Below are 11,022 nucleotides of genomic sequence, written 5' to 3' on the forward strand. Positions count from 1 at the left end.
TGATCCACCCAATCGCGATGGACGACGGTCTGCGTTTCGCAATCCGTGAAGGCGGCCGTACCGTTGGCGCGGGCGTTGTTGCTAAAGTTCTGGGCTAATTAATTATCCCTGAATAAAAAAGGACGCTTCGGCGTCCTTTTTTGTTTTCTGTACCTTTCCTTGTCACAAAATTTCGCATTTTTTAACCGCTCCCGGCCCGTATCCTGGCGTATGTGCTATTGTAATCATAACCATTCTCACTTACACTTTGCGCATATTTTGAACGGGAGTCTCTATGTACGTTTGTTTATGTAATGGTGTAAGCGACAAGAAAATTCGTCAGGCCGTTCGCCAGTTTCAGCCACAATCTTTCCAGCAGCTTCGCAAATTTGTTCCGGTGGGAAATCAATGCGGTAAATGCGTTCGCGCAGCGCGTGAGATCATGCAGGACGAACTGATGCAGATCCCGGAATTCAAAGAGATCGCGTAAGCCTCTATCTTTTTTTTGACATCCCCGTAGCCCGTTCTACGCTTCAATGAGTGGAAGCGGAGGGACTATATAATGAAAGGTGATGTTAAAATCATAAGTTATCTCAATAAATTATTGGGAAATGAGCTTGTCGCAATCAACCAGTACTTTCTTCACGCGAGAATGTTTAAAAACTGGGGGCTGACACGTCTGAATGACGTTGAGTACCATGAATCTATAGATGAGATGAAACACGCTGATAAATACATCGAGCGTATCTTATTCCTTGAAGGCATCCCAAACCTGCAGGATCTCGGCAAGCTGGGCATCGGTGAGGATGTCGAAGAGATGCTGCGTTCTGACCTCCGGCTGGAGCTGGAAGGTGCGAAAGATCTGCGCGAAGCCATTGCTTATGCTGACAGCGTCCATGACTATGTGAGCCGCGATATGATGATCCAGATCCTTGCCGATGAAGAAGGCCACATTGACTGGCTGGAAACCGAGCTGGATCTCATTAGCAAAATTGGCCTTCAAAACTACCTACAGTCTCAGATCAAAGTGGAAAATTAATCAGATTTTCCCATCCAACGCATAAACCCGCTGCTGCCAGAAATGGTCCAAAAGGCAGTGGGTTTTTTAATGCTCCTTTATCTGAGGTGAGAAATGAAAAAACAAGAATGCAAAGCAGCGCCATAAGCGCGGCGAGTAACGCCAGTTTAGGCAGTATGCACCAGCCATGCCACGCACCAAGTCCTGCCAGATACTTCACATCGCCATATCCCATTCCTTCCCGCCGGCAGATAAGCCGATAGCCCCAGTAAATCGTGGCAAAACCAAGATATCCAGCCACCGCTCCCATTACGGCACTCGGCAGAAAATCAGGATGGATAAAGACCTGGTAGAGCAGGCCCGTCCAGAGCAACGGGCAGAGAAATTTATCGGGCAGCAAACCGTCGCGAATATCAGCGCGTACGAGTAGGGCCGTCAGAGAAAAATAGATCATCAGGAAGGGGAGGGTGGTTAGCATGGAAAAGGCCTCAAATGGTTTTGAGCGCATACTCGTTACAATCTGCCTGTCCGGCAACGCACAAAAACAGCAATTGCGTAGCGGCTTCATATAAAAAAATTCAGAAAGGATATACGGCGTAAAAAGTTGCGCAGTCCTACGCATACTGAGCCTTTGACGCTTAATTTCTAAACGGCACTTGCGTCTTTCTCTGATTTACGTATAATGCGCGGGCTTGTCGTAATTGACGGCGGGTTCAATCAGAACCAGAGTAGCTCATTTTGTTACTCAACAATGCTCCCAATTGGGGGGCTACGTAAGAACGGTTACACTCTCCCATCAATCGTAATGGGTTTGAGGAGTAATCATTTTCGTTTATAAAATAATTGGAGCTCTGGTCTCATGCAGAACCAAAGAATCCGTATCCGCCTTAAAGCGTTTGATCATCGTCTGATCGATCAATCAACCGCGGAAATCGTCGAGACTGCTAAGCGCACTGGTGCGCAAGTCCGTGGTCCGATCCCGCTGCCGACCCGCAAAGAGCGCTTCACCGTTCTGATCTCCCCGCACGTCAACAAAGACGCGCGCGATCAGTACGAAATCCGCACTCACAAGCGTCTGGTTGACATCGTTGAGCCAACTGAGAAAACCGTTGATGCTCTGATGCGTCTGGATCTGGCTGCCGGTGTAGACGTGCAGATCAGCCTGGGTTAATCAGGTCATCGAGCGATTGAGAGGTTGAAACAATGATTGGTTTAGTCGGTAAAAAAGTGGGTATGACCCGCATCTTCACTGAAGATGGCGTTTCTATCCCAGTAACCGTAATCGAAGTTGAAGCAAACCGCGTTACTCAGGTTAAAGATCTGGCTAACGATGGCTACCGCGCTATTCAGGTTACCACTGGTGCTAAAAAAGCTAACCGTGTAACCAAACCAGAAGCGGGTCACTTCGCTAAAGCTGGCGTAGAAGCTGGCCGTGGTCTGTGGGAATTCCGTCTTGCTGAAGGCGAAGAGTTCACCGTAGGTCAGGACATTAGCGTTGAGCTGTTTGCTGACGTTAAAAAAGTTGACGTAACCGGTACCTCTAAAGGTAAAGGTTTTGCTGGTACCGTTAAGCGCTGGAACTTCCGTACCCAGGACGCTACTCACGGTAACTCCTTGTCTCACCGCGTTCCGGGTTCTATCGGTCAGAACCAGACTCCGGGCAAAGTGTTCAAAGGCAAGAAAATGGCAGGTCAGCTGGGTAACGAACGTGTAACCGTTCAGAGCCTGGACGTAGTACGTGTTGACGCTGAGCGCAACCTGCTGCTGGTTAAAGGTGCGGTCCCGGGTGCAACCGGTAGCGACCTGATCGTTAAACCAGCTGTGAAGGCGTAAGGGGATAGCAATGGAATTAGTATTGAAAGACGCGCAGAGCGCGCTGACTGTTTCCGAAACTACCTTCGGTCGTGATTTCAACGAAGCGCTGGTTCACCAGGTTGTTGTTGCTTATGCAGCTGGTGCTCGTCAGGGTACTCGTGCTCAGAAGACTCGTGCTGAAGTAACTGGTTCTGGCAAAAAGCCATGGCGCCAGAAAGGTACCGGCCGTGCGCGTTCAGGTTCTATCAAGAGCCCGATCTGGCGTTCAGGTGGCGTGACCTTCGCTGCGCGTCCACAGGACCACAGTCAAAAAGTTAACAAAAAGATGTACCGCGGCGCGCTGAAAAGCATCCTGTCCGAACTGGTACGTCAGGATCGTCTGATCGTTGTCGAGAAGTTCTCTGTTGAAGCGCCTAAAACTAAGCTGCTGGCACAGAAACTGAAAGACATGGCTCTGGAAGATGTGCTGATCATCACCGGTGAGCTGGACGAGAACCTGTTCCTGGCCGCACGTAACCTGCACAAGGTTGACGTACGCGATGCGACTGGTATCGACCCGGTTAGCCTGATCGCCTTCGACAAAGTCGTAATGACTGCTGATGCTGTTAAGCAAGTTGAGGAGATGCTGGCATGATTCGTGAAGAACGTCTGCTGAAGGTGCTTCGCGCACCGCACGTTTCTGAAAAAGCGTCTACTGCGATGGAAAAAACAAACACCATCGTTCTCAAAGTTGCTAAAGACGCGACCAAAGCAGAGATCAAAGCTGCTGTGCAGAAACTGTTTGAAGTCGAAGTCGAAGTCGTTAACACCCTGGTAGTTAAAGGGAAAGTTAAACGTCACGGACAGCGTATCGGTCGTCGTAGCGACTGGAAAAAAGCTTACGTCACCCTGAAAGAAGGCCAGAACCTGGACTTCGTTGGCGGCGCTGAGTAAGTCGGAGGAGTAATACAATGGCAGTTGTTAAATGTAAACCGACATCTCCGGGTCGTCGCCACGTAGTTAAAGTGGTTAACCCTGAGCTGCACAAGGGCAAACCTTTTGCTCCGTTGCTGGAAAAAAACAGCAAATCCGGTGGTCGTAACAACAATGGCCGTATCACCACTCGTCACATCGGTGGTGGCCACAAGCAGGCTTATCGTATTGTTGACTTCAAACGCAACAAAGACGGTATCCCAGCAGTTGTTGAACGTCTTGAGTACGATCCGAACCGTTCCGCGAACATCGCGCTGGTTCTGTACAAAGACGGCGAACGCCGTTACATCCTGGCCCCTAAAGGCCTGAAAGCTGGCGACCAGATTCAGTCTGGCGTTGATGCTGCAATCAAAGCAGGCAACACCCTGCCGATGCGCAATATCCCGGTTGGTTCTACCGTTCATAACGTAGAAATGAAACCAGGTAAAGGCGGTCAGCTGGCACGTTCCGCTGGTACTTACGTTCAGATCGTTGCGCGTGACGGTGCTTATGTCACCCTGCGTCTGCGTTCTGGTGAAATGCGTAAAGTCGAAGCAGACTGCCGCGCTACTCTGGGCGAAGTTGGCAATGCTGAGCATATGCTGCGCGTTCTGGGTAAAGCTGGTGCTGCACGCTGGCGTGGTGTTCGTCCTACCGTTCGCGGTACTGCGATGAACCCAGTCGACCACCCACATGGTGGTGGTGAAGGTCGTAACTTTGGTAAGCACCCGGTAACTCCGTGGGGCGTTCAGACCAAAGGTAAGAAGACCCGCAGCAACAAGCGTACTGATAAATTTATCGTACGTCGCCGTAGCAAATAATTTTAGAGGATAAGCCATGCCACGTTCTCTCAAGAAAGGTCCTTTTATTGACCTGCACTTGCTGAAGAAGGTAGAGAAAGCGGTGGAAAGCGGAGACAAGAAGCCCCTGCGCACTTGGTCCCGTCGTTCAACGATCTTTCCTAACATGATCGGTTTGACCATCGCTGTCCATAATGGTCGTCAGCACGTTCCAGTCTTTGTTACCGACGAAATGGTTGGTCACAAACTGGGTGAATTCGCACCGACTCGTACTTATCGCGGCCACGCTGCTGATAAAAAAGCGAAGAAGAAATAAGGTAGGAGGAAGAGATGGAAACTTTAGCTCAACATCGCCATGCTCGTTCTTCTGCACAGAAGGTTCGCCTTGTTGCTGACCTGATTCGCGGTAAGAAAGTGTCGCAGGCCCTGGACATCCTGACCTATACCAACAAGAAAGCTGCGGTATTGGTCAAGAAAGTACTGGAATCTGCCATTGCTAACGCTGAACACAACGATGGCGCTGACATCGACGATCTGAAAGTCGCGAAAATTTTCGTAGATGAAGGCCCAAGCATGAAGCGCATTATGCCGCGTGCGAAAGGTCGTGCAGATCGCATCCTGAAGCGCACCAGCCACATTACTGTGGTTGTGTCCGATCGCTGAGACTCTGGAGACTAGCAATGGGTCAGAAAGTACATCCTAATGGTATTCGCCTGGGTATTGTAAAACCATGGAACTCTACCTGGTTTGCGAACACCAAAGAATTCGCTGACAACCTGGACAGCGATTTTAAAGTACGTCAGTACCTGACTAAGGAACTGGCTAAAGCGTCTGTATCTCGTATCGTTATCGAGCGTCCAGCGAAGAGCATCCGTGTGACTATTCACACTGCTCGTCCTGGCATCGTTATCGGTAAGAAAGGCGAAGACGTAGAAAAACTGCGCAAGGTCGTAGCGGATATCGCTGGCGTTCCTGCACAGATCAATATCGCTGAAGTTCGTAAGCCTGAACTGGACGCTAAATTGGTTGCTGACAGCATCACTTCTCAGCTGGAACGTCGTGTTATGTTCCGTCGTGCTATGAAGCGTGCTGTACAGAACGCAATGCGTCTGGGCGCTAAAGGTATCAAAGTTGAAGTTAGCGGCCGTCTGGGCGGCGCGGAAATCGCACGTACCGAATGGTACCGTGAAGGTCGCGTACCGCTGCACACTCTGCGTGCTGACATCGACTACAACACCTCTGAAGCGCACACCACTTACGGTGTAATCGGCGTTAAGGTATGGATCTTCAAAGGTGAGATCCTGGGTGGTATGGCTGCTGTTGAACAACCGGAAAAACCGGCTGCTCAACCTAAAAAGCAGCAGCGTAAAGGCCGTAAATAAGGAGCGTCGCTGATGTTACAACCAAAGCGTACAAAATTCCGTAAAGTGCACAAAGGCCGCAACCGTGGTCTGGCGCAGGGTACGGATGTTAGCTTCGGCACTTTCGGTCTGAAAGCTGTTGGCCGTGGTCGTCTGACTGCACGTCAGATCGAAGCAGCACGTCGTGCAATGACCCGTGCAGTTAAGCGTCAAGGTAAGATCTGGATCCGTGTATTCCCGGACAAACCGATCACCGAGAAGCCACTGGAAGTTCGTATGGGTAAAGGTAAAGGTAACGTGGAGTACTGGGTTGCCTTGATCCAACCGGGCAAAGTCCTTTATGAAATGGACGGTGTTCCGGAAGAGCTGGCCCGTGAAGCCTTCGGCCTGGCAGCAGCGAAACTGCCTATCAAAACCACCTTTGTAACTAAGACGGTGATGTAATGAAAGCAAAAGAGCTGCGTGAAAAAAGCGTTGAAGAGCTGAACGCTGAGCTGCTGAACCTGCTGCGTGAGCAGTTCAACCTGCGCATGCAGGCTGCAAGTGGCCAGCTGCAACAGACTCACCTGCTGAAGCAAGTGCGTCGCAATGTTGCACGCGTTAAGACTTTACTGACTCAGAAGGCGGGTGCGTAATGACCGATAAAATCCGTACTCTGCAAGGTCGTGTTGTTAGCGACAAAATGGAGAAATCCATTGTTGTAGCTATCGAACGTATTGTGAAACACCCGATCTACGGTAAATTCATCAAGCGTACGACCAAACTGCACGTACATGACGAGAACAACGAATGTGGTATCGGCGACAAGGTTGAAATCCGTGAATGCCGTCCACTGTCCAAGACTAAGTCCTGGACGCTGGTTCGCGTTGTAGAGAAAGCGGTTCTGTAATACAGTACGCCTTCTCAATACGAATAAACGGCTCAGCGATGAGCCGTTTATTTTTTCTACCCATATTGCAGAAGCGGTGTTATAATGCCGCGCCCTCGATATGGGGCTTTTTAACGGCTCTGATTTTAGAGTCTCAGGTAGTAGTTGACATTAGCGGAGCACTAAAATGATCCAAGAACAGACTATGCTGAACGTCGCCGACAACTCCGGTGCACGTCGCGTAATGTGTATCAAGGTTCTGGGTGGCTCGCACCGTCGCTACGCAGGCGTAGGCGACATCATCAAGATCACCATCAAGGAAGCAATTCCACGTGGTAAGGTCAAAAAAGGTGATGTGCTGAAGGCGGTAGTGGTGCGCACCAAGAAGGGTGTTCGTCGCCCTGACGGTTCTGTCATTCGCTTCGATGGTAATGCATGCGTTATTTTAAACAATAACAGCGAGCAGCCTATCGGCACGCGTATCTTTGGGCCGGTAACTCGTGAACTTCGTACTGAGAAGTTCATGAAAATTATCTCTCTGGCACCAGAAGTACTCTAAGGAGCGAATCATGGCAGCGAAAATCCGTCGTGATGACGAAGTTATCGTGTTAACCGGTAAAGATAAAGGTAAACGCGGTAAAGTAAAAAATGTTCTGTCTTCCGGCAAACTTGTCGTTGAAGGTATCAACCTGGTTAAGAAACATCAGAAGCCGGTTCCGGCCCTGAACCAACCAGGCGGCATCGTTGAAAAAGAAGCTGCTATTCAGGTTTCTAACGTTGCAATCTTCAATGCGGCTACCGGTAAGGCTGACCGTGTAGGCTTTAGATTCGAAGACGGCAAAAAAGTCCGTTTCTTCAAGTCTAACAGCGAAACTATCAAGTAATTTGGAGTAGTACGATGGCGAAACTGCATGATTACTACAAAGACGAAGTAGTTAAGAAACTCATGACCGAGTTTAACTACAATTCTGTCATGCAAGTCCCTCGGGTCGAGAAGATCACCCTGAACATGGGTGTTGGTGAAGCGATCGCTGACAAGAAACTGCTGGATAACGCAGCAGCTGATCTGACAGCAATCTCCGGTCAAAAACCGCTGATCACCAAAGCACGCAAATCTGTTGCAGGCTTCAAAATCCGTCAGGGCTATCCGATCGGCTGTAAAGTAACTCTGCGTGGCGAACGCATGTGGGAGTTCTTTGAGCGCCTGATCACTATTGCTGTTCCACGTATCCGTGACTTCCGTGGCCTGTCCGCGAAGTCTTTCGACGGTCGTGGTAACTACAGCATGGGTGTCCGTGAGCAGATCATCTTCCCAGAAATCGACTACGATAAAGTCGACCGCGTGCGTGGTTTGGATATTACCATTACCACTACTGCGAAATCTGACGAAGAAGGCCGTGCTCTGCTGGCTGCCTTTGACTTCCCGTTCCGCAAGTAAGGTAGGGTTACTGAATGGCTAAGCAATCAATGAAAGCACGCGAAGTAAAGCGCGTAGCTTTAGCTGATAAATTCTTCGCTAAACGCGCTGAACTGAAAGCGATCATTTCTGATGTGAACGCTTCCGACGAAGATCGTTGGAATGCGGTTCTCAAGCTGCAGTCTCTGCCGCGTGATTCCAGCCCGTCTCGTCAGCGTAACCGCTGTCGTCAAACAGGTCGTCCACATGGTTATGTGGGCAAGTTTGGGTTGAGCCGTATCAAACTGCGTGAAGCCGCCATGCGCGGTGAAGTGCCAGGCTTGAAAAAGGCTAGCTGGTAATTACCAATTGAATCACGGGAGTAAAGACAGATGAGCATGCAAGATCCGATCGCGGATATGCTGACCCGTATCCGTAACGGTCAGGCCGCGAACAAAGTTGCGGTCACCATGCCTTCCGCCAAGCTGAAAGTGGCAATTGCCAACGTGCTGAAGGAAGAAGGTTTTATCGAAGATTTTAAAGTTGAAGGCGACACCAAGCCGGAACTGGAACTTACTCTCAAGTATTTCCAGGGTAAAGCTGTTGTAGAAAGCATTCAGCGTGTCAGCCGCCCAGGTCTGCGCATCTATAAGAAAAAAGATGAGCTGCCAAAAGTTATGGCTGGCCTTGGTATCGCAGTTGTTTCTACCTCTAAAGGTGTTATGACTGATCGTGCAGCGCGCCAGGCTGGTCTTGGTGGCGAAATTATCTGCTACGTAGCCTAATCGGAGGAAAGAATGTCTCGTGTTGCTAAAGCACCGGTCGTTATTCCTGCCGGCGTTGATGTAAAAATCGACGGTCAGGTTATTACGATCAAAGGTAAAAACGGCGAGCTGACTCGTACCCTCAACAAAGCTGTTGAAGTTAAACATGCAGATAACGCTCTGACCTTCGGTCCACGTGATGGTTTCGTGGATGGATGGGCTCAGGCTGGTACCGCGCGTGCCCTGCTGAACTCAATGGTTGTTGGTGTTACCGAAGGCTTCACTAAAAAGCTTCAGCTGGTTGGTGTAGGTTATCGTGCAGCTATCAAAGGGAATGCAGTAGGCCTGTCTCTGGGCTTCTCACACCCTGTTGAGCATCCGCTGCCGGCCGGTATCACTGCAGAATGTCCGACTCAAACTGAAATCGTGCTGAAAGGCGCTGATAAACAGCTGATCGGTCAGGTTGCAGCAGATCTGCGCGCCTACCGTCGTCCTGAGCCTTACAAAGGCAAGGGTGTTCGTTACGCCGACGAAGTCGTGCGTACCAAAGAGGCTAAGAAGAAGTAAGGTAACACTATGGATAAGAAATCTGCTCGTATCCGTCGTGCGACCCGCGCACGCCGCAAGCTCAAAGAGCTGGGTGCAACTCGCCTGGTGGTACATCGTACCCCGCGTCATATTTACGCACAGGTAATTGCACCGAACGGTTCTGAAGTTCTGGTAGCTGCTTCTACTGTAGAAAAAGCTATCTCAGAACAATTGAAGTACACCGGTAACAAAGACGCCGCTGCAGCTGTAGGTAAAGCTGTTGCAGAACGCGCTCTGGAAAAAGGCATCAGCAATGTTTCCTTTGACCGTTCCGGGTTCCAATATCATGGTCGTGTCCAGGCACTGGCAGATGCTGCCCGTGAAGCTGGCCTTCAGTTCTAAGGTAGAGGTGTAAGATGGCTCACATCGAAAAACAGGCTGGCGAACTGCAGGAAAAGCTGATCGCGGTAAACCGCGTATCTAAAACCGTTAAAGGTGGTCGTATTTTCTCCTTCACAGCTCTGACTGTAGTAGGCGATGGTAACGGTCGCGTTGGTTTTGGTTACGGTAAAGCGCGTGAAGTTCCAGCAGCGATCCAGAAAGCGATGGAAAAAGCCCGTCGCAATATGATTAACGTCGCGCTGAACAACGGCACCCTGCAGCACCCAGTTAAAGGTGTTCACACGGGTTCTCGTGTATTCATGCAGCCAGCTTCAGAAGGTACCGGTATCATCGCCGGTGGTGCAATGCGCGCCGTTCTGGAAGTTGCTGGGGTTCATAACGTTCTGGCTAAAGCATATGGTTCCACCAACCCGATCAACGTGGTTCGTGCAACTATTGATGGCCTGGAAAATATGAATTCTCCAGAAATGGTCGCTGCCAAGCGTGGTAAATCCGTTGAAGAAATTCTGGGGTAATTGACCATGGCAAAGACTATTAAAATCACTCAAACCCGCAGTGCAATCGGTCGTCTGCCGAAACACAAGGCAACGCTGCTTGGCCTGGGTCTGCGTCGTATTGGTCATACCGTTGAGCGCGAGGATACTCCTGCTGTTCGTGGTATGGTCAACGCGGTTTACTTCATGGTTAAAGTTGAGGAGTAAGAGATGCGTTTAAATACTCTGTCTCCGGCCGAAGGCTCTAAAAAGGCGGGTAAACGCCTGGGTCGTGGTATCGGTTCTGGCCTCGGCAAAACCGGTGGTCGTGGTCACAAAGGTCAGAACTCTCGTTCTGGCGGTGGCGTACGTCGCGGTTTCGAGGGTGGCCAGATGCCACTGTACCGTCGTCTGCCGAAGTTCGGCTTCACCTCTCGCAAAGCAGCGATCACAGCGGAAATCCGTCTGTCTGACCTGGCGAAAGTTGAAGGCGGCGTTGTAGACCTGAACACGCTGAAAGCGGCTAACATTATCGGTATTCAGATCGAGTTCGCGAAAGTGATCCTGTCTGGTGAAGTTTCTACTCCGGTAACTGTTCGTGGCCTGCGTGTTACTAAAGGTGCTCGTGCTGCTATCGAAGCTGCTGGCGGTAAAATTGAGGAATAAG

At 50.2% G+C, this 11,022-nt stretch carries 25 protein-coding genes; 24 read left to right on the plus strand and 1 reads right to left on the minus strand.

Features of this window, described 5'->3' with window-relative positions; genetic code table 11:
• The 3 genes from AC2FAJ_RS23010 to bfr all read left to right on the plus strand — a co-directional run.
• Window positions 1–98 (plus strand): EF-Tu C-terminal domain-related protein (locus AC2FAJ_RS23010; protein WP_072082015.1); only part of this gene is annotated, 98 nt, incomplete at its 5' end.
• Window positions 99–274: 176 nt separating this feature from the next.
• Window positions 275–469, plus strand: coding sequence for a bacterioferritin-associated ferredoxin (gene bfd / locus AC2FAJ_RS23015; protein ID WP_003863268.1), 195 nt, complete (start codon window positions 275–277; stop codon window positions 467–469).
• A gap of 72 nt (window positions 470–541) precedes the next feature.
• Window positions 542–1,018: a bacterioferritin gene (gene bfr / locus AC2FAJ_RS23020; protein ID WP_028014636.1), complete on the plus strand. Its 477-nt coding sequence runs from the start codon at window positions 542–544 to the stop codon at window positions 1,016–1,018.
• Here bfr and AC2FAJ_RS23025 read toward each other — a convergent pair.
• On the minus strand, window positions 1,002–1,475 hold the full coding sequence (locus tag AC2FAJ_RS23025; RefSeq protein WP_188246100.1) for a prepilin peptidase: 474 nt from the start codon (window positions 1,473–1,475) through the stop codon (window positions 1,002–1,004). The two genes, bfr and AC2FAJ_RS23025, sit on opposite strands and share 17 nt — an antisense overlap.
• Window positions 1,476–1,856: 381 nt before the next feature.
• Between AC2FAJ_RS23025 and rpsJ the strand changes: the two genes are divergently transcribed.
• From rpsJ to rplO, 21 genes are all read left to right on the plus strand, one after another.
• Window positions 1,857–2,168 (plus strand): 30S ribosomal protein S10, encoded by a 312-nt coding sequence (gene rpsJ, locus AC2FAJ_RS23030; RefSeq protein WP_001181005.1) that lies wholly within the window; start codon window positions 1,857–1,859, stop codon window positions 2,166–2,168.
• A gap of 32 nt (window positions 2,169–2,200) precedes the next feature.
• On the plus strand, window positions 2,201–2,830 hold the full coding sequence (gene rplC / locus AC2FAJ_RS23035) for a 50S ribosomal protein L3 (protein WP_003863274.1): 630 nt from the start codon (window positions 2,201–2,203) through the stop codon (window positions 2,828–2,830).
• Window positions 2,831–2,840: 10 nt separating this feature from the next.
• Entirely contained in the window at window positions 2,841–3,446 is a 606-nt protein-coding gene (rplD, locus tag AC2FAJ_RS23040; RefSeq protein ID WP_000424395.1) for a 50S ribosomal protein L4, read from the plus strand.
• Window positions 3,443–3,745, plus strand: coding sequence for a 50S ribosomal protein L23 (gene rplW, locus AC2FAJ_RS23045; RefSeq protein ID WP_000617546.1), 303 nt, complete (start codon window positions 3,443–3,445; stop codon window positions 3,743–3,745). The genes rplD and rplW overlap by 4 nt, the downstream gene beginning before the upstream one ends.
• Before the next feature lie 17 nt (window positions 3,746–3,762).
• Window positions 3,763–4,584 (plus strand): 50S ribosomal protein L2, encoded by an 822-nt coding sequence (gene rplB / locus AC2FAJ_RS23050; protein WP_000301859.1) that lies wholly within the window; start codon window positions 3,763–3,765, stop codon window positions 4,582–4,584.
• Window positions 4,585–4,600: 16 nt separating this feature from the next.
• On the plus strand, window positions 4,601–4,879 hold the full coding sequence (gene rpsS / locus AC2FAJ_RS23055; RefSeq protein WP_001138117.1) for a 30S ribosomal protein S19: 279 nt from the start codon (window positions 4,601–4,603) through the stop codon (window positions 4,877–4,879).
• A 14-nt stretch (window positions 4,880–4,893) separates the two neighbouring features.
• Entirely contained in the window at window positions 4,894–5,226 is a 333-nt protein-coding gene (rplV, locus tag AC2FAJ_RS23060; protein ID WP_002919773.1) for a 50S ribosomal protein L22, read from the plus strand.
• A 17-nt stretch (window positions 5,227–5,243) separates the two neighbouring features.
• Window positions 5,244–5,945 (plus strand): 30S ribosomal protein S3, encoded by a 702-nt coding sequence (rpsC, locus tag AC2FAJ_RS23065; protein WP_000529945.1) that lies wholly within the window; start codon window positions 5,244–5,246, stop codon window positions 5,943–5,945.
• A 12-nt stretch (window positions 5,946–5,957) separates the two neighbouring features.
• Window positions 5,958–6,368 carry a 50S ribosomal protein L16 gene (rplP, locus tag AC2FAJ_RS23070; protein WP_002919759.1) on the plus strand — a complete coding sequence of 137 codons (411 nt, stop codon included), beginning with the start codon at window positions 5,958–5,960 and terminating at the stop codon, window positions 6,366–6,368.
• The gene (gene rpmC, locus AC2FAJ_RS23075; RefSeq protein WP_003863282.1) at window positions 6,368–6,559 is read left to right on the plus strand and encodes a 50S ribosomal protein L29; all 192 of its coding nucleotides are present in this window, start codon (window positions 6,368–6,370) and stop codon (window positions 6,557–6,559) included. The genes rplP and rpmC overlap by 1 nt, the downstream gene beginning before the upstream one ends.
• Window positions 6,559–6,813 (plus strand): 30S ribosomal protein S17, encoded by a 255-nt coding sequence (gene rpsQ, locus AC2FAJ_RS23080; protein ID WP_008503489.1) that lies wholly within the window; start codon window positions 6,559–6,561, stop codon window positions 6,811–6,813. Before rpmC ends, rpsQ begins: the two co-directional genes overlap by 1 nt.
• A 166-nt stretch (window positions 6,814–6,979) precedes the next feature.
• A complete protein-coding gene (rplN, locus tag AC2FAJ_RS23085) occupies window positions 6,980–7,351 on the plus strand; it encodes a 50S ribosomal protein L14 (protein ID WP_002919748.1) in 372 nt (123 codons plus the stop codon).
• 10 nt (window positions 7,352–7,361) lie between these two features.
• Complete coding sequence (gene rplX / locus AC2FAJ_RS23090) at window positions 7,362–7,676, plus strand: 50S ribosomal protein L24 (protein ID WP_003863287.1); 315 nt, start codon at window positions 7,362–7,364, stop codon at window positions 7,674–7,676.
• A gap of 14 nt (window positions 7,677–7,690) precedes the next feature.
• Complete coding sequence (gene rplE / locus AC2FAJ_RS23095; protein WP_001096202.1) at window positions 7,691–8,230, plus strand: 50S ribosomal protein L5; 540 nt, start codon at window positions 7,691–7,693, stop codon at window positions 8,228–8,230.
• Between the two features lie 14 nt (window positions 8,231–8,244).
• On the plus strand, window positions 8,245–8,550 hold the full coding sequence (gene rpsN / locus AC2FAJ_RS23100) for a 30S ribosomal protein S14 (protein ID WP_003863291.1): 306 nt from the start codon (window positions 8,245–8,247) through the stop codon (window positions 8,548–8,550).
• Between the two features lie 30 nt (window positions 8,551–8,580).
• Window positions 8,581–8,973: a 30S ribosomal protein S8 gene (gene rpsH / locus AC2FAJ_RS23105; RefSeq protein WP_006178918.1), complete on the plus strand. Its 393-nt coding sequence runs from the start codon at window positions 8,581–8,583 to the stop codon at window positions 8,971–8,973.
• Between the two features lie 12 nt (window positions 8,974–8,985).
• Window positions 8,986–9,519, plus strand: a complete 534-nt coding sequence (gene rplF / locus AC2FAJ_RS23110; RefSeq protein WP_003863296.1) for a 50S ribosomal protein L6 — start codon at window positions 8,986–8,988, stop codon at window positions 9,517–9,519.
• A 9-nt stretch (window positions 9,520–9,528) separates the two neighbouring features.
• Window positions 9,529–9,882: a 50S ribosomal protein L18 gene (gene rplR / locus AC2FAJ_RS23115; RefSeq protein WP_003863297.1), complete on the plus strand. Its 354-nt coding sequence runs from the start codon at window positions 9,529–9,531 to the stop codon at window positions 9,880–9,882.
• Window positions 9,883–9,896: 14 nt separating this feature from the next.
• Window positions 9,897–10,397, plus strand: a complete 501-nt coding sequence (rpsE, locus tag AC2FAJ_RS23120; protein ID WP_003863299.1) for a 30S ribosomal protein S5 — start codon at window positions 9,897–9,899, stop codon at window positions 10,395–10,397.
• 6 nt (window positions 10,398–10,403) lie between these two features.
• Window positions 10,404–10,583, plus strand: coding sequence for a 50S ribosomal protein L30 (gene rpmD, locus AC2FAJ_RS23125; protein WP_003863301.1), 180 nt, complete (start codon window positions 10,404–10,406; stop codon window positions 10,581–10,583).
• A 3-nt stretch (window positions 10,584–10,586) separates the two neighbouring features.
• Window positions 10,587–11,021 carry a 50S ribosomal protein L15 gene (gene rplO / locus AC2FAJ_RS23130; RefSeq protein ID WP_014885468.1) on the plus strand — a complete coding sequence of 145 codons (435 nt, stop codon included), beginning with the start codon at window positions 10,587–10,589 and terminating at the stop codon, window positions 11,019–11,021.
• The last annotated feature ends 1 nt before the right edge of the window (window position 11,022 follow it).

This window comes from Enterobacter cloacae complex sp. 385G4 (genome assembly GCF_057320665.1).

What these genes read in the sequence shown, in the direction of transcription:
- rplX (WP_003863287.1), top strand. Translation starts at nt 7,362, where the DNA reads ATGGCAGCGAAAATCCGTCGTGATGACGAAGTTATCGTGTTAACCGGT.
- rpmC (WP_003863282.1), top strand. Translation starts at nt 6,368, where the DNA reads ATGAAAGCAAAAGAGCTGCGTGAAAAAAGCGTTGAAGAGCTGAACGCT.
- bfr (WP_028014636.1), top strand. Translation starts at nt 542, where the DNA reads ATGAAAGGTGATGTTAAAATCATAAGTTATCTCAATAAATTATTGGGA.
- rplP (WP_002919759.1), top strand. Translation starts at nt 5,958, where the DNA reads ATGTTACAACCAAAGCGTACAAAATTCCGTAAAGTGCACAAAGGCCGC.
- rpmD (WP_003863301.1), top strand. Translation starts at nt 10,404, where the DNA reads ATGGCAAAGACTATTAAAATCACTCAAACCCGCAGTGCAATCGGTCGT.
- rplE (WP_001096202.1), top strand. Translation starts at nt 7,691, where the DNA reads ATGGCGAAACTGCATGATTACTACAAAGACGAAGTAGTTAAGAAACTC.
- rplD (WP_000424395.1), top strand. Translation starts at nt 2,841, where the DNA reads ATGGAATTAGTATTGAAAGACGCGCAGAGCGCGCTGACTGTTTCCGAA.
- rpsS (WP_001138117.1), top strand. Translation starts at nt 4,601, where the DNA reads ATGCCACGTTCTCTCAAGAAAGGTCCTTTTATTGACCTGCACTTGCTG.
- rpsN (WP_003863291.1), top strand. Translation starts at nt 8,245, where the DNA reads ATGGCTAAGCAATCAATGAAAGCACGCGAAGTAAAGCGCGTAGCTTTA.
- rpsC (WP_000529945.1), top strand. Translation starts at nt 5,244, where the DNA reads ATGGGTCAGAAAGTACATCCTAATGGTATTCGCCTGGGTATTGTAAAA.
- rpsH (WP_006178918.1), top strand. Translation starts at nt 8,581, where the DNA reads ATGAGCATGCAAGATCCGATCGCGGATATGCTGACCCGTATCCGTAAC.
- rplB (WP_000301859.1), top strand. Translation starts at nt 3,763, where the DNA reads ATGGCAGTTGTTAAATGTAAACCGACATCTCCGGGTCGTCGCCACGTA.
- rpsJ (WP_001181005.1), top strand. Translation starts at nt 1,857, where the DNA reads ATGCAGAACCAAAGAATCCGTATCCGCCTTAAAGCGTTTGATCATCGT.
- rplW (WP_000617546.1), top strand. Translation starts at nt 3,443, where the DNA reads ATGATTCGTGAAGAACGTCTGCTGAAGGTGCTTCGCGCACCGCACGTT.
- bfd (WP_003863268.1), top strand. Translation starts at nt 275, where the DNA reads ATGTACGTTTGTTTATGTAATGGTGTAAGCGACAAGAAAATTCGTCAG.
- rplO (WP_014885468.1), top strand. Translation starts at nt 10,587, where the DNA reads ATGCGTTTAAATACTCTGTCTCCGGCCGAAGGCTCTAAAAAGGCGGGT.
- rplF (WP_003863296.1), top strand. Translation starts at nt 8,986, where the DNA reads ATGTCTCGTGTTGCTAAAGCACCGGTCGTTATTCCTGCCGGCGTTGAT.
- rplC (WP_003863274.1), top strand. Translation starts at nt 2,201, where the DNA reads ATGATTGGTTTAGTCGGTAAAAAAGTGGGTATGACCCGCATCTTCACT.
- rplR (WP_003863297.1), top strand. Translation starts at nt 9,529, where the DNA reads ATGGATAAGAAATCTGCTCGTATCCGTCGTGCGACCCGCGCACGCCGC.
- rplN (WP_002919748.1), top strand. Translation starts at nt 6,980, where the DNA reads ATGATCCAAGAACAGACTATGCTGAACGTCGCCGACAACTCCGGTGCA.
- AC2FAJ_RS23025 (WP_188246100.1), bottom strand. Translation starts at nt 1,475, where the DNA reads ATGCTAACCACCCTCCCCTTCCTGATGATCTATTTTTCTCTGACGGCC.
- rpsE (WP_003863299.1), top strand. Translation starts at nt 9,897, where the DNA reads ATGGCTCACATCGAAAAACAGGCTGGCGAACTGCAGGAAAAGCTGATC.
- rpsQ (WP_008503489.1), top strand. Translation starts at nt 6,559, where the DNA reads ATGACCGATAAAATCCGTACTCTGCAAGGTCGTGTTGTTAGCGACAAA.
- rplV (WP_002919773.1), top strand. Translation starts at nt 4,894, where the DNA reads ATGGAAACTTTAGCTCAACATCGCCATGCTCGTTCTTCTGCACAGAAG.